14 protein-coding genes are annotated in these 17342 nt (G+C 40.9%); 8 read left to right on the top strand and 6 right to left on the bottom strand.

Annotated features, from left to right (window positions below; all coding sequences use genetic code 11):
* Nucleotides 1-12: 12 nt before the first annotated feature.
* Complete coding sequence (locus tag G3T18_RS04175) at nt 13-1203, bottom strand: ABC transporter permease (protein ID WP_224409273.1); 1191 nt, start codon at nt 1201-1203, stop codon at nt 13-15.
* A 61-nt stretch (nt 1204-1264) separates the two neighbouring features.
* Complete coding sequence (locus tag G3T18_RS04170) at nt 1265-2803, bottom strand: efflux RND transporter periplasmic adaptor subunit (protein WP_224409272.1); 1539 nt, start codon at nt 2801-2803, stop codon at nt 1265-1267.
* A gap of 272 nt (nt 2804-3075) precedes the next feature.
* Between G3T18_RS04170 and G3T18_RS04165 the strand changes: the two genes are divergently transcribed.
* The 4 genes from G3T18_RS04165 to G3T18_RS04150 all read left to right on the top strand — a co-directional run bounded on the left by G3T18_RS04165 (nt 3076) and on the right by G3T18_RS04150 (nt 7226).
* Entirely contained in the window at nt 3076-4416 is a 1341-nt protein-coding gene (locus G3T18_RS04165; protein ID WP_224409271.1) for an adenylosuccinate synthase, read from the top strand.
* A gap of 109 nt (nt 4417-4525) precedes the next feature.
* Entirely contained in the window at nt 4526-5194 is a 669-nt protein-coding gene (locus G3T18_RS04160; protein ID WP_224409270.1) for a 50S ribosomal protein L25/general stress protein Ctc, read from the top strand.
* A 79-nt stretch (nt 5195-5273) separates the two neighbouring features.
* Nucleotides 5274-6806, top strand: a complete 1533-nt coding sequence (locus G3T18_RS04155; protein WP_224409269.1) for a bifunctional aminoglycoside phosphotransferase/ATP-binding protein — start codon at nt 5274-5276, stop codon at nt 6804-6806.
* A gap of 72 nt (nt 6807-6878) precedes the next feature.
* Nucleotides 6879-7226: a hypothetical protein gene (locus G3T18_RS04150; RefSeq protein WP_224409268.1), complete on the top strand. Its 348-nt coding sequence runs from the start codon at nt 6879-6881 to the stop codon at nt 7224-7226.
* A 24-nt stretch (nt 7227-7250) separates the two neighbouring features.
* Here G3T18_RS04150 and mnmE read toward each other — a convergent pair whose 3' ends face one another.
* Entirely contained in the window at nt 7251-8633 is a 1383-nt protein-coding gene (mnmE, locus tag G3T18_RS04145; RefSeq protein ID WP_224409267.1) for a tRNA uridine-5-carboxymethylaminomethyl(34) synthesis GTPase MnmE, read from the bottom strand.
* Between the two features lie 184 nt (nt 8634-8817).
* On the opposite strand from mnmE, the gene G3T18_RS04140 reads away from it, so the two are divergent.
* The 4 genes from G3T18_RS04140 (at nt 8818) to G3T18_RS04125 (ending at nt 13159) form a co-directional block, all read left to right on the top strand.
* The gene (locus G3T18_RS04140; RefSeq protein ID WP_224409266.1) at nt 8818-9915 is read left to right on the top strand and encodes a mechanosensitive ion channel family protein; all 1098 of its coding nucleotides are present in this window, start codon (nt 8818-8820) and stop codon (nt 9913-9915) included.
* A 9-nt stretch (nt 9916-9924) separates the two neighbouring features.
* Nucleotides 9925-11049: a mechanosensitive ion channel family protein gene (locus tag G3T18_RS04135; RefSeq protein ID WP_224409265.1), complete on the top strand. Its 1125-nt coding sequence runs from the start codon at nt 9925-9927 to the stop codon at nt 11047-11049.
* 51 nt (nt 11050-11100) lie between these two features.
* Complete coding sequence (locus tag G3T18_RS04130) at nt 11101-12228, top strand: mechanosensitive ion channel family protein (protein ID WP_224409264.1); 1128 nt, start codon at nt 11101-11103, stop codon at nt 12226-12228.
* Nucleotides 12229-12556: 328 nt separating this feature from the next.
* Nucleotides 12557-13159 carry a DUF2062 domain-containing protein gene (locus G3T18_RS04125; RefSeq protein ID WP_224409263.1) on the top strand — a complete coding sequence of 201 codons (603 nt, stop codon included), beginning with the start codon at nt 12557-12559 and terminating at the stop codon, nt 13157-13159.
* Here the strand turns inward: G3T18_RS04125 and dndE are convergent.
* The 3 genes from dndE to dndC all read right to left on the bottom strand — a co-directional run bounded on the left by dndE (nt 13149) and on the right by dndC (nt 17261).
* Complete coding sequence (gene dndE, locus G3T18_RS04120; RefSeq protein WP_224409262.1) at nt 13149-13556, bottom strand: DNA sulfur modification protein DndE; 408 nt, start codon at nt 13554-13556, stop codon at nt 13149-13151. The genes G3T18_RS04125 and dndE overlap by 11 nt on opposite strands.
* A gap of 27 nt (nt 13557-13583) precedes the next feature.
* Complete coding sequence (gene dndD, locus G3T18_RS04115; protein ID WP_224409261.1) at nt 13584-15566, bottom strand: DNA sulfur modification protein DndD; 1983 nt, start codon at nt 15564-15566, stop codon at nt 13584-13586.
* 129 nt (nt 15567-15695) lie between these two features.
* Nucleotides 15696-17261, bottom strand: a complete 1566-nt coding sequence (gene dndC, locus G3T18_RS04110) for a DNA phosphorothioation system sulfurtransferase DndC (RefSeq protein ID WP_224409260.1) — start codon at nt 17259-17261, stop codon at nt 15696-15698.
* Nucleotides 17262-17342 lie beyond the last annotated feature (81 nt).

The raw sequence follows: 17342 nt of genomic DNA, 5'->3' as shown, positions 1-17342 counted from the left end.
TGTTACCTTAACTTAGGAAGCTCTTAAAGCTTTAACTGGATCTAGTTTACTAGCACGTAGGGCTGGAAAAAAACTAGCACCAACTCCAACTAGCAAAGCCGAACCTAAAGCCAAAACCGTAGTTTGGCGATTAAACTCGTAGGGTAACGCAAAAGTGTCAGCTACCACAACCGTAATTCCATGAACAGTAGCGATCGCACCAACTCCTCCAACTAAACTTAAAAGTACCGCTTCCAGGATAAATTGAAGCATAATATCCTGTCGAGTCGCACCTAAAGCTCGTCGCAAACCGATTTCCGGGGTGCGTTCCATCACCGAAGCAATAGTAATATTAGCAATACCCACACCACCAACAAGTAACGCGATTCCACCAACCGCAAGTAACGAAAGCGAAACCCAGCGTAAAGTTTGCTGTTGTTCGATTACATCCTCAACATTACTCCAAGTCCAAAACTCATAACCAGGGTAACGTTGCTCTAAAATAACTTTTGCTTGCTCTTGCAAATTCGTCAAATCTTCGATCCTCTCAGGACGAAGAGAAAGCGCTCCCACATTATCTCTACCAGTAAGAGCATTGTAAGTCGCCAGAGGCATCAACAACAAACCCGGAGGTTCTTCTTCCCCCTCTTCCAGCTTACTTTCAATTACACCTACCACCACATAAGGCTTACGATCGCGATAAATACGCTCACCAATGGGATCTTCATCAGAAAACAATTTTTCCGCCAAAACCGTATCAATAACTACCACAGGGCGAAAATTAGCAAAATCCGCCTCAGTAAAAAAGCGTCCTGACAATAGCGATCGCCCCGATGTTAGCAAAAACTCTTGCGAAACTGCCGCTTGGTAAGGTGTCGCAGCGCGATCGAGAAACAAAATCTCCGATCGATTCCAAATCCCTCTGTAACTACTTATCGCTTGTACCTGTGGCAATCGTTTCTGCAATAATTCTATATCCTCTGACTGCAATTGAACCCGATCTCTTGTAACTGGATGTCGTCCTGAAAATAAAGTAACTTGAGGTGCATCTCGTTCTGCTAATTGTTTGGCAATTACTGCTTTACTAATATTACCCACTTGCATTGTCGCCGTCACTGCCGCTACTCCCATAAATACCCCTAAAGTTGTCAAAGCGGAACGCAAAGGATTCCCACGCAGGGAAAGATAAGTTAAATGTAGTAAATCAGAAATTACGAGACTCATGGTGATTGGGGATTAGGGATTGGGGATTGGGTATTGGGGATTAGGGGTCCCCAGTCCCTAATCACTGTTCACTGTCCACTGTTTTAACTTTCATACCTGGTTGTAAAGTAGTATCGGGAGCAGGTACAGCCACGCGAGATCCTTCACTTAAACCAGATTTAACTTGAATAGCAGTTAAAGCTTCTAGTCCGAGAGTAACAGATTGCTTGCTCACCCTACCTTGTTCGTCAATCAACCAGACAAAAGCTTCGTCATCTTTCTGGTGAATTGCTTCTGCGTCCAAAACTAGCACGTTTTTTTGCTGTTCAATGATAATTTCCACACTTACTTGACTACCAGGAATCAAACTACCCGTGGGATTATCTAAACGGACTATTGCTGGTACTCTTGCTTGTGAACTATCGCCACTATTATCACCGCTACTAAGATTCGCGAGTAACGAAATTTCTTCAACTCGTCCGGTGTAAGATTCTGGATTGGGACCGATAACGCTAATCCGAGCAACTTGCTGAGATTCTACCTTACTTGCATCTAAGGTAGAAAGTTGTAGTTTAATGATTTCTTCAGTGGGGTTTCCTTGAACCAATAAAGCTTCGCTTTGTTGGACTACTGCTCCTTTTTTCACTACGATATCAAGGATTTGTCCGGCTACGGGGGCGATAACCACGTTTTCTTGCAATTCTTGCTCAATTGTCTGACGTTCGAGTTGTAGTTTTTGTAATGCGATCGCTTCTTGACGGACTTGAGTTTGTGCGTTTTGTAACTGGGCGACGGCATCTTGTAAACTAACTTCAGCTTGTGCTAATTCAGACTCCGCATCAGCAATTTCTTGTTGTAATTCCGACTCGATTCTTTCTAATTCCAGATTGTCGTTTTTGAGATCCAGGAGAGCGGTGCTAACTTCCAACTGAGCGCCCCTTAATTCAGCCTGTGCCGCACGAACTGCATCTTTTTGATTTTGCAACTCATTTTCAGCAATAAAGCCTTTAGCGAAGAGTTTTTGGTCAGCTTCGAGTTTATTTTGAGCGACGCGTAATTTTTCCTGAGCTTCAGTAACTTGAGCGCGAAGATTAGTTAAATTTAGTTCCTGTTTAGCGATCGCTAACCTTTGTGCGGGAAGACGAGTGCGATCGCCTCCACTATCGCCGTTTTTCAGTTTCTCTAGTTCAGCTTGTGCTACTTTTAACTTTTCTTGAGCGGCTGTAACTTGCGATTTCGCATTAGCGAGTGTAACTTCTTGTCGTTGAATCTCTAACTGATGATCTGCCAGTTTAGTTTGTGCTTCGGGATCGCGCAACACAATCAAGCGTTTACCAGAAGTAACAAAATCGCCTACCTCAACTAAAATCTTTTCTACTGTACCATCAGCAGGTGCTTTGAGCGTTTGTTGTTCTGCTAATTCTACTGTACCGCTCTCGTTAATTACTTCCTCTAAAGTGTCTCTTTTGACGGTAAGCAAACGGACTTCTACTGGTTGAGAGCTTTCTTGAAAACGAGTGGTATAAACTAACCAGCCACCAACACTGACTACAGCCAACACTGCTGACCAAGTTAACCATTTTACGCCGCTTTTATATTTTTCTTTCGCTAACTGCTGCATTTTGGATTGGGGATTGGGGACTGGGTTCAGTTATCAGTGAACAGTTACCAGGGAACAGTTATCAGTTTATCTCCATTGTCTCCTTTGCTTCCCCCTCTCCCTTATCTCCATTGTCTCCTTTGCTTCCCCCTCTCCCTTATCTCCCCCCTCTCCCAATCCCCAATCCCCAATCCCCAATCCCCAATCCCCAACCACGAATTAATAACTTGACAGTTATGACCCCAAATGTGGATAATTATAGTTTGTGAAAACTCTAGCTTAAATAAAGACCCTTGGCTAACGTAATTGTAATTGGCGCTCAGTGGGGCGACGAAGGCAAAGGAAAAATAACAGATTTACTCTCCCGTTCCGCAGATGTGGTTGTGCGTTATCAAGGGGGGGTTAACGCTGGACACACTGTGGTTGTTAAAGACAAAACTTTTAAACTCCACTTGATTCCTTCTGGCATTTTATACCCCGATACTGAATGTATTATCGGTTCGGGTACGGTTATTGACCCCCAAGTTCTCATTGAAGAAATCGATCAGTTAGAAGCGATCGCGATTTCGACTGATAATTTATTTATCTCGCAAACTGCTCATGTGACGATGCCTTATCATCGCATGATTGATAATGCTTCGGAAGAACGTCGCGGTAGTCACAAAATTGGCACTACTAAGCGGGGGATAGGTCCTACTTATGCCGATAAATCTGAGCGTACGGGAATTCGCATCATCGATCTGATGGATGCTGAGGGTCTGCGCTCTCAGCTAGAGTGGACGATAAATTATAAGAACGCTATTTTAGAAAAGCTCTACGATTTGCCGCCGCTTAATCCCAATGAAGTGATTGCAGAGTATCTTGGTTATGCAGAACGGTTGCGTCCCTATGTCGTCGATAGTTCATTGAAAATTTATCAGGCGAAACAACAACGACGTAATATTCTATTTGAGGGCGCTCAAGGTACGCTCCTGGATTTGGATCACGGTACTTATCCTTATGTGACTTCTTCTAATCCGGTGGCTGGTGGTGCTTGTGTCGGTGCGGGTGTGGGTCCGACGGCGATCGATCGCACGATTGGCGTGGCAAAGGCTTATACTACTCGTGTGGGTGAAGGCCCTTTCCCGACGGAAGTAGATGGCGAAATCGGTGAGTTTTTATGCGATCGCGGGGCTGAATTTGGCACGACAACAGGTCGCCGTCGTCGTTGTGGTTGGTTTGATGCGGTTATCGGTCGTTATGCTGTCCGGATTAATGGTATGGATTGTATGGCGATTACTAAACTTGATGTTCTTGATGGACTCGAAGAAATTAAGGTTTGTGTCGCTTATGAGTTAGATGGGACTACTTGTCAGGAGTTTCCTAGCAATTCCCGGATCTTTGCTCGCTGTCGCCCGATCTATCAAACTCTTCCTGGTTGGCAACGCTCTACTGCTGATTGTCGCACTTTGGAGGATTTGCCTCCCCAAGCTCTCGATTATCTTAAGTTTCTCGCGGAGTTGATGGAAGTGCCGATCGCGATCGTCTCTCTTGGCGCTAGCCGCGATCGAACTATTATTGTTGAAGACCCGATTCATGGTCCCAAACGCGCTTTACTTGATGAGGATGGTACTCCAGTCAAGTTAGAAATTTAAAGTTATGCTTATCTAAAATTTGCGATAACATAATTGTGTTTGCTTGTCAAGCCAAACTGGAAAATTTCCAGTTTTTTGTTACTGATTATTAATTACTGAACCAAAAACAATGCAAGTTACAGTTGAATGTCAAAAACGACCCGAAGGTAGTAAACCAAATGCACTGCGTCGCGAAGGATTGCTTCCTGCGGCTTTATACGGACATAATGGAGCCGAATCAGTTTCTTTAGTCATGAACGCTAAAGAAGCCGAAAATTTACTCAAAAAAGCTTCGGTAAACAATACTTTAGTTGACCTCAAAATTCCCGATTTGTCTTGGAAAGGGAAAGCTTTAATTAGAGAAGTTCAAGCTCACCCTTGGAGAAGAACTCTTTATCATTTAAGCTTTTTTGCTGTCGCCGGACAAGATAGTGTAGAAGTGGTAGTACCTGTAAATTTGGTAGGAGAACCCGCCGGAGCGAAAGAAGGTGGTATCTTAGAACAAATTATCACTGAATTGAAGGTACAATGTCCACCCGGTGACATTCCCGAATCGATTGAAATTGATGTTTCTAGTTTCGAGATTGGGACAAATATCCACCTGAGCGAGGTAGTTGTACCAGAAGGTGTTACTGTATTAGACGATCTCGACAGAACTGTCTTAACAGTAGTTGCACCACGTTTAGCTACAACCACAGAAGAAACTGAAGAGACAGAAGGAATACTTCCCGAAGTAGAATTAGTTGCTTCTTCAGAAACAGAGGGTGAAGAAATCGCCACGGAAGGCGAAGAAGGATAAATTATTTTTTGTTAGATTACTCGTACCAGGGGCGAATTTCGTCCCTGTTTTTTTTTCAGCCCATTAATAACAATTACCCATGAATACTCAACAAGCAAATTTAATTCAGCAAATGCAACAGCCGGAGTTTTATCCTCATCCGGTAGAAACACCAATTAAGTTATTTCAGACTCATGTTTCTTACGTGCTGCTTGCGGGAGATTATGCTTATAAAGTGAAAAAAGCCGTTAATTTTGGCTTTCTCGACTATTCCAGTGTGACAAAGCGCAAGCATTTTTGTGAAGAAGAAATTCGCTTGAATCAGCCCAATGCACCAGAAATTTATCTAGAGGTTTTAAGTATCGCTCAAACTGGCGATAAATTTGTTCTCGATGGCGATGGCGAACCTGTAGAATATGTGCTGAAAATGCGTCAATTTCCCCAAGATGCTTTAATGAACGAAATGTTTAAGCAAGGAAAGCTGACGACAGAATTAATGGCAGATTTGGGACGAGTAGTTGCGGAATTTCACCGTCAAACACCGACCAATGATTACATTCGTTCCTTCGGAGAAATTGAGAAAATTAGCGAAGCTTTTACTGAAAATTACGAACAAACAGATAAATATATTGGTGGACCGCAAACCAAACAACAATTTGAGGAAACCAAGCAATTTAGCGATACTTTTTTCGCCGAAAGAACAGATTTATTCGCCCAACGCCGTCAAAATGATAAAATTCGCGAGTGTCATGGCGATTTACATTTAAGAAATATTTGTTTTTGGCACGATCGCATTTGCTTGTTTGACAGAATTGAGTTTAATGAGCCTTTCCGTTTTGTAGACGTGATGTATGATATAGGGTTTGCAGTAATGGATTTGGATTCGCGAGGAAGTAAAGATTTAGGAAATGCTTTTTTAAATGCTTATATTGAAGAAACAGGGGACTGGGAAGGGTTACGAGTTTTACCTTTGTATTTGAGTCGTCAAGCTTATGTACGAGGTAAGGTAATTTCGTTTTTGTTGGACGATCCTGGAGTACCAGAAACCGATAAACAAGAAGCAGCAAAAACGGCGGCGGATTATTATCGTTTAGCTTGGGATTACACGAAAAAAACTCAAGGACGACTGATTTTAATGTCGGGGTTGTCAGGTTCTGGTAAGACTACAGTAGCACGACATTTGGCGAGAAAGTTAGGAGCGATTCATTTGCGATCGGATGCGGTAAGAAAGCATTTGGCTGGTATTTCTTTGGCGGAAAAAGGCGGAGATGAGCTTTATACGACTGAAATGAGCCAAAAAACTTACGATCGCCTTTTAGAATTAGGCTTGATGTTAGCGAGTGAAGGTTTCTCGGTTATCCTGGATGCAAAGTACGATCGCGTCGCAACGAGAGAAAAATGTCTGACTGCGGCACAAAAAGCGTCTTTACCCGTGCAAATTTTGCATTGTACTGCACCAATTGAGGTGTTACGCACGAGATTAGGATCTCGCGAAAATGATATTTCTGACGCAACTGCGGAGCTTTTAGCCAATCAACAAGCCGCAGCCGAGGCTTTTACCAACACCGAACAAGTTTATGTGACTACAATTGATACTACCCAAGATTGGCAATTGGCGATCGGGGATTGGTGATTTAATTTTGTAGAGACGTTGCATCCAACGTCTCTACAAAATTAAATAATTAAATAAACTCGTGTAGTAATCATGACTAAAGACAAAGGACAAAAAGCAGATTTTTACGAAGGTTTTTCCACAGGAATTAAGCTTTGGCTATTTTTTCTGATTAGCTTTGTCTTATTAGAATACTCAGTTTATATAAGTATTTTTCTAGGTGCTGTGGCGGGTTTTTCGGGTGCATTTATCATGTCTTGGTGGAAATCTCCAGAGCGAGACATCGATCGCTCTCACGTCCAAAGTAAGAAGTTTAGGGAAAAAGCTCCTAGTAACAAGGGTATTTTTGAAGCGCAAAGAAGACGAGCTGCGAGAGAAAAAAGGACTTTTCAAGGTTTTTTAGAATCATTCGGTTTATTTAATAAACAGGATAATGAGTAGGGGCAACCCGCCGTGGTTGCTCTTTTATTTTCCAATACAAAAACGACTGAAAATGCGATCGAGAACTGATTCGGTTACGTCTTCTCCAGTAATTTCTCCAAGGGCTTGAATAGCGCTACGGAGGTCGATTGTCCAAAAGTCGAGGGGTAATTCTTCGTCGATGGTTTGTTGGACTTGCTGTAAGGCAGTTTTGGCGCGGGTTAGGGCTGCGGCTTGTCTTTGGTTGATGGCGATGTCGATATCGGCGGCGCTGAGGTTGTCAGTTTCAATTATGTTCAGAATGGCTTGTTCGAGGCTGTGGATACCTCGATTTTTTGCAGCGGCTGTCTTGACAATTTTATCTATTTGTGGTAAAGATTTGATATTGTTGCCGGAAGCGAGGTCGATTTTATTGATGACGAGAATCAGAGGGCGATGTTTGACTTGCTCGTAGATTTCTGCATCGTCTGGCGTCCAACCTGCTTGAGCGTCGATCGTCAGGAGAACAAGATCGGCTGAAGCGGCGGCGTGACGCGATCGCTGCACGCCAATTTTTTCGACAGTATCTACTGTTTCGCGGATTCCGGCAGTATCGAGGATCGTGACGGGGATGCCACCAACGATGAGTTGAGATTCTACCACGTCGCGGGTAGTGCCGGGAAGTTCGGTAACGATCGCGCGATCGCTCTGACTCCAAGCATTGAGTAAGCTGGATTTGCCCACATTGGGACGACCGACGATCGCCACTTTTAAACCGCTACGCAATAATTCGCCTTTGTCTGCGGTAGCTAAAATAGATTTTACTTGCTTTAATACCATTTCTATGCTATTGCAAATTTCCCCTTCATCGAGAGGTGGCAAATCGTCTTCAAAGTCAATCCGCGCCTCAACTTCAGCGAGAATATCCAGACAAGTCGCCCGTAACTGATGAATTGGGTGAGCGAGTTTACCTTGTAAGCCAGCCAAGGCGACTTTAGCAGCGAGAGGCGATCGCGCCCCGACAATTTCGCTAATACTTTCAGCTTGAGTTAAATCGAGTCGCCCGTTGAGAAATGCCCGGAGAGTAAATTCTCCCGGTTGGGCAAGACGCGCACCTGCCTCGAGACAGAGGTTTAAAACCTGCTGTACTGGTATGATACCGCCGTGACAATGAAACTCGACCAAATCTTCACGAGTGTAGGAACGAGGCGAAAGCATAATCAGTAAGAGGGCTTCGTCTACTAATTCCTTCGTTTCCGGATTGCGGATATAGCCGTAGAGAATGCGGTGAGAATCCCAAACCTGCTTTCCTGGGGCGTGAAAAAGAGTCTTAGCCATCGTCACTGCCTTCTCTCCCGACAAGCGAACAACACCGATGCTACCTTGTTGAGGGACAATAGCAGTAGCGATCGCGGCGATCGTATCTCTAGGTAAAACTGGCTGTGACATTACGGCTGTATTTTCCTAAATTTTCCTTGACTAATTGCTGTTTCTTGGTAATTGGGTTGCTATGCGATCGAAGCAACATCTGTTTTCGACTAATCAAGACAGACGCGATCGTTTTCTACTTTAACTGTAACGAAACAGTTTCAGCAATTGACTCAATTTAACTAAAAATTTTCATCTTTCACCTATGCTGGATACTTTACCTGAAACTACAAGCATCAGTACCCCAATTTTCTTAGCTTTAAGCGGATTTGCGGGAGTAGTAGGAATTGCTTTTTTTCTTTATTTACCCCGACTTATTGCACCAATGATTGGGAAATTGTTTTCTCCTCAAGCCAAGAAAGCTTATCAACAAATTGTTGCCCCTTATCAAAATTGGCTTGGCTTAGTTGTTTTGCTTTTACTCGGCGATTTATTTATTTTAATTACCTCAACACCTCGATGGATAGATAAATTTGAAATTGGAGTTAGTTTATCTCTCGCCCTAGCCATTACTTGGCTAGGATCTCGCTTATTTAAACAATTTTTCGACGTTTATTTATTAGAGGTTGCTCTCCAAAGCAAGCGTAAAGTTAACAGCGAATTTCTAATTCTTGCCAAACTATTAGCAACTTCCCTAATTGTTATTATTGTCACCTTTATCTTCGCAGAAACTCACAATATTAATGTTTTTGGTTTACTAGCAAGTTTAGGAGTTGGCGGATTAGCAGTTGCCTTTGCTGCCCAAAGTACATTATCTCAATTATTAGGCGGAATTGTGCTTTATATTGACCGTCCTTTTGTTGTCGATGATTACATTGGTTTACCCGACGGAACTTTCGGACGTGTCGAATCAATTGGTTTGCGATCGACCAAAATTCGGACTTCTGGAAAAGGAACTTTAGTTATTGTCCCAAACAACTCTTTAACTCAGGTTAATATCGAAAACTTTACAGGCGCCAAAAAGATTATCTCGATTATTTACCTAACTTTTTATCGTCAGGTACTCGAACAAGAAAAAGCCTTAATTCGTCAAGTAATAATCGAATCTACCAGAGATATATTTGGTATCGATCCGCGCAGTACGGAAGTAAACTTTAAAGAGATCGTTCAAGATGGGAAAAATTCTCTTACCCAAGCCCAAGTTAATTTCTTTATTCTCGGTTCCGGACAAGTTTCAATGGACTTGCGCCGTCAATTGTTAGAAATTGCTAACCACAATATTACCCAACAATTGAAAGAATACGGTATCGCTTTTGATATCGAAGAACAAATGATTAACGTTGATTCCCCAATTACAATTTAGATTTAACCGATGGAGTTTGCTCAAATCAACAACAATATTAACGAGGTTAGCGATTATCTAGATTCCTCCGATCTTCCTAACTATCTAATTTTCTTATTTTTTGCCATTGTGTCAACTTTGATTGGGCGATATACACCCAAACTGGTTGGCTGGATTATTCATCGCTTTTTTCCTCAACCAGGAAGAAAAATTTACGATAATTATGTCGAACCCCTGCAAAAAGAATTTAAAGTTACCGGGACATTAATTTTACTGTTGTGGTCGTCAGAATGGCTAGATCCATATCCAGAGATTAATCAATTGGTCGAACCTGGTTTAGAGTTATTTGTAACAATTAGTATTGCTTGGTTGTTATCTCGCTTGTTTCGTCAATTCCTGCGAATTTCGGGGATAAAATTGCTGCGAAAAATGGGTAAAGAAGACGAATTGCTCCTAATTTTAGAAACTGTTGTTAACGCGATTATTGGTTTTATTGCAGTGATGGTTTTTCTCCAAAGTCAAGACATTGATTTAGTTGGTTTACTAGCAGGTTTGGGAATTGGGGGAATAGCGATCGCCTTTGCCGCACGCGAAACTCTCGAACAATTAATTGGTGCAATTGTCCTTTATTTAGACCGTCCTTTTCTACCTGGAGATTATATCAGAGTCACGATGAATCCTCGCGTCCCCGATCTCTATGGTAGAGTCGAATCTATTGGTTTACGCTCGACAAAAATTCGCATTCCTGGTAAAAATACCCTGGCAATTATTCCTAATTCAATGATGACCGATCGCGAAATCGAAAATGTTACTAGGGGAAAAAAAGTTATGGTTTTATTATACCTTAATTTCCCTAATAATTTAAACGAACAAGAACGAGCTTTTGTCGAACAAGTTGCGGCAGAAAGTACCAATGCCTTGTTAGGTATAGCTCCAGGTAGCACTAATATTAATTTGTCCGCTAATGAAGGAGAAACAGGGATCGCGGCGAGAGTTTCTTTCTTTATTCTAGGTTCTTCAGAAAATTCTCTCGAATTACGCAAACGCTTATTAGAATTAGCTCATGAAAATATCTCGAAAAAATTAAAGGAGCGGGGAATTGAATTTACCTTAGATGAACCGACAATTTATGTTAATGCACCAGTGACTATTTAAGCAAAATAGTGCGTGGTTAGTCAAAAAAGATTAAGCAATGAAGAACTATTTATGAATTACGAACAGATAAAAAACTTTGTCGAGCTTGGTTTAGAATATATAGAAAATGCGGGAATCCCTGACTTTGTCACTTTTTTATTATTTACCCTCTTAGCAATTTTTCTCGGTCGCTATACTCCAGCAATTGTTAGTTTCTTAATTAAACGTTTTTTCCCAAAAATAGGGAGAAAAGTTGTGCGTAATTTTATTAATCCTCTTAAAAAAGAGATAAAGATTGCGGGAACGCTAATATTTATCTCTTTATCCTTTGGTTGGTTGAGAGAATATCCAGGCTTATATGAATTTCTTCGACCACCTTTAGCTTTAGCATTAACTATCAGTTTAGCTTGGTTAATTTCGCGACTCTTCCGCCAATTAATGCGCGTTTATGGTATAGATTTACTCCGAAAATTAGGCAAGGAAGTTAATGAATTACTGTTAATTGTTGAAACTTTTGTTAATGTAATTATTATTTTTGTAGCCGTGACAGCTTTTTTGAATAGTCAGGATGTAGATTTGTTTGGTTTACTTGCAGGTTTAGGAATTGGTGGTTTGGCGATCGCGTTTGCCGCGCAAAAAACTTTGGAGCAATTATTGGGAACCATAGTCTTATATTTAGATCGCCCTTTTATCCCCGGAGATTATATTCGCGCTAACTTTAATATCTACGCTCCTGATGTTTTTGGACGCATCGAATCTATCGGTTTGCGCTCGACAAAAATTCGTATTGCTGGTCAAGGTACTTTGTTAATTGTACCTAATTCTATTATGGCGAATAAGAAGATTGAAAATGTTACTAGAGGGAAGAAAGTAATGGTTTTACTTTACTTGGATTTTCACCGAGTTTTGACTGAGCGAGAACAAGCTTTAGTCGAACAAGAAATTCAGCAAAGCACTGATACTTTATTTGGAATCGATCCTGGTAGCACTCGGATTACTTTTACCAACCAAGAAAATGTTTTAGGAAGTCGGGCTAGGGTATCTTTCTTTATTTTAGGTTCGTCAGAAAATTCACTTCAGCTTCGCAAGCGCTTACTAGAGTTAGCTAATAAGAAAATTTATCAAGAGTTGATCGAACATGGAATTGAGTTTACTATGCAAGAGCCGACAATTTATGTAGATTCTCCAGTGACAATCTAACTAATCTGAGATTATTTTGTCGGTAAAGGGCGAGAAAATTAGGTTATTTCGTAACAATTTCCGCCAGTGGGATGAGGTGATAATTAAAGTTTTTAGCTATTTTGGTGGCAAGATGGCACTTATGGTTGAATTTATGCGTCGATGACACTGAGCCTAATTTTTTCGCTGTAGTCTGAAAAGCAGTTGAGAAGCGATGGCTGCGCTGACGCCCGTTATACCGATTGCGCGATCGCGATTTCTTCGGTACAAAGCGTGTATCTTAAATTAACTATACAATTAAGTTGAAATTACAAATTCTGTCATCAGTAACGATCTCTAATGAAGGTGTATGCAGACATTTCCCACTGTGTCTAATTCTGATTCTCGCGATCCCCACTCAAAACAATCTCAGTCTTGGTTGGTAAGACGCTGGCGATATTATTTGTATCGCTTGCGACGACTACGAGGCGGTAAACAGAAGATTGCTCGCGGCTTGGCTGTAGGTGTGTTTGCTGGCTTTTTTCCTTTATTTGGGATGCAAACCTTAATCGGTGTTTTGCTGGCTACTTTGATTCGCGGTAATAAATTTGCGGCGGCAGCAGCAACTTGGATTAGCAACCCCTTGACTTATGTACCAATTTATGCTTTTAATTTTCACGTTGGCGCACTGCTTTTAAGAGTAGATGAATCTTTAATTGATATTGACCGGATCGGTGTCGCATCAACGGATCAGTTGTTAGAGTTGGGTTCAGCTTTAATTTCAACCTTATTTGTGGGGTGTTTAGTGACTGGTTTAGTAGCGGGAATTTGTACTTATTTTTTAAGTTTATGGTTGTACGCCCGTTTGCGCGATCGCCCGCTAGGGCGCTGGCGCTACCGCACCAATCGCCATCATTCCGAGCTTATTAAGCAGCAAAATAAAGCTTCCAATTACAAACAATTTAAAGAGTAATTTGTTCGCTTTCAGGGTGTAAAACATAAACTACTAGATCGTCAATTTGCTTTAAATTTTGCTCGCCTGCTAAATAACCAATTCCCCGATGTAAATGCAGGCGAAATTGATAAGCTAGGGTATCTTTATCAGTTTCATAACCGTCATTTTGACAGCGTTGTTTCAGCGCGATCGCTAAATAATCTCCAATTTCCCCGCCAAAAACTCGCCAAGTTAATTCTACATTACTATCGGCGGGTATAGGCACGGGAGAAGGAATTGTTGGTTCGGCGAGGGAACGACAAAACGCCCATCTACACAAAATATTCCATTGGTCAATTTTTGTGTAACGTTTGAGTTTACTAAGTTGATCTTTAGCGCCTTGAGATAAGCGAAAACGTTCGACTGGAGGTTCCATTTTAGTTATTATCTTATTTTTTAACGACTACCAGAAATAACCAGGTTTAACAGTAGTTTGACCTTGTTGAGAGTTGTATTCAAGCAGATATTCACTAGCGATCGCCTCTTGCTCTCTTAAAATTTTAACCTCATTTTCGCCAATTTCTGTATCTGTTGATAGCAAAATTACTTGATGGGAAGCAGTGGGAAAATATCGTTCGACTAAATTATTCCGGTGAGAAGAATCTAAACGTCCCAAAGGTGTATCTATCGCTACCGGAAGATTGCGTCCCGAAACCCGCGCTAATCCCCATAAAAAAGAAATAGCTAACAGTTGTTTTTCCCCCGCAGAAAGGCGATGTTTGGGTACAGGTTGAGCTTGGTTATCGTATAAAGAAAGGCGAAAGGAATCAGTGTCAATAGCCACGCGATGTACTAAATCGGATTTATGTAACAAATAACGGAAACATTCAGTTACTTCACCTTCGAGTTTATTCAGTTTTTTCAGCGTTAAACGTTCCCGAAACAATTGCAGCGTTTTTTGTACTTTAGTAGCTGATTTAATAATATGTTCGCTATTTTGGCTTGCAAAAGCTTTTTCACCATAATTAGTTAATTCCTTTTTAACTTGGTCAATTCCGCGCTGCAATTCTTGAATTTTCCGCTCTATTTCTTGATAATTTGCTTGTACTTTCACAAACTCATCTTGTGCATCTGACAAAGCATTTTTTAATTGAGAAAAGACTTCTGGAGAAGCAGCCGCAGCAATTTGTCTTTCCTTATTATCAATATCTGCTTCTAACTTTTGCAGACGCTTTAATTCGGCAGTTGCGGTTGTAATTTTCGATGGTAACTGATGCTCTAAAATAGATTGTAGCTTGTGAATATCTTCTCGATCTGCCTTCAGCCAAGGTTCCGGTATCGAAGCAATTTCAGCATCTAAAGCTTGATTTTCGCGATCGAGAAAAGCCTTGATATCCTCAACCTGACTAGATTTTAGCTTAATTTCGTTCAGATGAGCGAGCAGGCGATCGTCGCGAGCAACCATCACATCTCTAGCTATTTCACTTTGCTGACGTTTTAACTCTAATTCTCCTTGTTGATGAGCTTGTTTTAATAAAGGAGAAATCAACCCCAAAGGAAGAATACCAGCAGCCAACTCTCGCAATGTTTCTCGTCCTAATTCCGTTGCTTCAGTCAAGTCGCGTAACTCACGTTCTAAACCAGCACTTTCCGCAGCAATTTTCCCACCTTCAGAAGTAAATTTATCAAAAGCTTCCTTTTGCTTTTGCTTCGCTAACTTAAGTTGCTTTTCTATTTTTTCCTGTTCTTCAATTGCACTTGCTTTAGCAGCTTTTTTTTCCTTTAATCTCGCTTCAATATCTTCAATTTCCGCCAACTGTTTCTTACTAGCAACTTCTTTCCGCTTCCGATTAACTAAAATCTCTAAATCCTGCGACAATCTTTCCGCCAATTCTAAACCCAACAAAGATTGAATTGCTTCAACAACCGTATCAGGAGGCGTTTCCAACTCCGCCAACTCTTTCACCTGTTCGCCATCAAAAAGAAACAAATTAGATATACCCAAAGGAAGCAAATTTTCTATATACTCATCCCAAATATTCTTAAGCGTATCATCCAGCCAATCATCTTTCAAAATACCAAGATGATCTTTACCATCTTTTAGCTGTTTTGTCCAGTACCGAACAACTCTTAATTCTGTAACTTCACCAGTCAGGAAATGCTGAAAAAGTAACTCAACACGAGTTTTTTCATTTCCTGGCGTATGGCGATTAATACACTGAATTAAAAAATCGCTATAGCTTAAATTACCACGAGTAGAACATTGAGCGCGATGTCCGTAAAGCGCCAGACGAATAGCATCCATCAGTGTCGTTTTTCCGCCACCATTCATACCCCCAAAAAGGATAATTGGGCGAGTATTTTCATCCTTTTCCGGGCGCAAGTTAATTACCTGCTTACCCAAGTAGGGACCGAAATTTTCTAATACAAGTTCAAGGAAAATCATTAGGTAATATTAAGATAGTATGATAGCGAAAGTCGGCTCAAAAACTCATTTTTTAATAATCCTTTTTCAAGGACTTGGACTATTAGCCCGGAAATTTATTTCCGGGTAACTTTTGGGTGAGTGTTTATTTTATGAATTATCAGCCTCATCATCAGAATTGCGAGTACCAAACTTCATATCACCCCAACTTAATTGTTTTATATGCTCAACATCGCCCTTCTTTGCTGCCTCTTTCATTTTCCATTTGTCTTGAGCATTTTCAATTGCTTCATCTTGGGAACGCGAACTGGTTTCAAAACATTTTTGTAAAGAATCATAGATACCAACACGACGAGACATAGTTTGATATTGACGTTCCGTATCTAACAGTTTCGCCATCAATTCTAAGTGCATACCATCCTCACCACAGATTTCTTCCAAAACTGTCCATTCATCAGTACCAAGAAGGTGATTCCCTGCACCAAGACGAACATCATGAAAAGGTTCGCCTGTCACTTCTTCATAAATACGAGGTAAGCTATCATCAAATTCGTGTCTTTCCTCAATCCATATCCGTCTAATTTCGCTCAATTCTTCTGGGTAAATCAGAGTAATTTCGCCCATTTTTGGAGGAGCATTATAACGAATTTGCATTTGAGCAGTAAGAATTTTTCTCAGCCAATCTTCTCGTGCTTCTTTAGTAAAAGGACCCGGAATGGGTTCGACAGAGATTTTTCCTTCTAAATTACGTTCGTATAATTGAACTTGACCCGTTCTACGTCTAAAATCACGTCGATCGCGGTTATCTTTTACATCTAACTCAGAACGTAAATCTAATAAAGGTTGTAACCACTCTTTCTCTTCATCGTTTTGAATCATCGCTGTTAAAGATTTATCTTGAGTCACCAAAGTGCAAACCCAGCATCCAAAGCGAGAACTACCACAACTAGGAGTAGAAGTATCAACTACGAGAGGACATTCGTTATCTGCTGTCGCACCTCGATACATTGCAAACAAATCTTTATTGCTATATCCCCAAGGATTTTCCCACTGCATTAGATAAAGCCAAACTTCGTCAGTACGCCAATCTTCAATAGGAGTATAAACTAGAGAGTTAGGTAAATTAGCGTTAGGGCTTAGGCGATCGCGTAGCCGCCATGCTTCCATTTTTTCCATTCTAGAAGCTCGTTTTTTACTTTCAGTTTTCCGGATACCTAAAACAAGAATAGTTTCACCACAGGTACGAATTACTTCACGAATAAAACGGTTAGATGGACTAATTTTTAAACGATTAGTACACCAACGAAATTTATCTCTTGGAGGCGGATAGCCCTTGCCTATCAATCCTACCCAAAATGTTTCTGTAAATTCAGGTTGTAGCAAATGAGGTTCAATTGGCATTTGCTGTTTTTGAACAACAGACTTCATTTGTTTTAGAGAATTACGAACCCAAGCAGATACAATAGGATTTTCTACTAGCGTATCTGTGGTAATAACATGAATCGTTTTAGTCCGTTTTTCTGGTGGCAATCCGGCGATCGCATACCAGATTAACTGCAACACTGCTGTTGAATCCTTTCCGCCGCTATATCCTATTACCCAAGGAATTTCGTCTAAACAATACAAATCTTGAATTTCTTGTGTCAGGTTTTGTATATCTTCCACTAACTCTTCTAAAGTACGCGGTGGAAATAGTGATGTCTGTGTGCCTATCATGTAATAAACTCCGTATTGTTCTGGTTTTATATGGTATTAAATCGCTATTATGATGATTAGATAGGTTTTATTTGATTTTAT

This window comes from Oscillatoria salina IIICB1 (genome assembly GCF_020144665.1).
GTDB lineage: Bacteria > Cyanobacteriota > Cyanobacteriia > Cyanobacteriales > SIO1D9 > IIICB1.
This window is presented reverse-complemented; position numbering and strand designations above follow the sequence as displayed.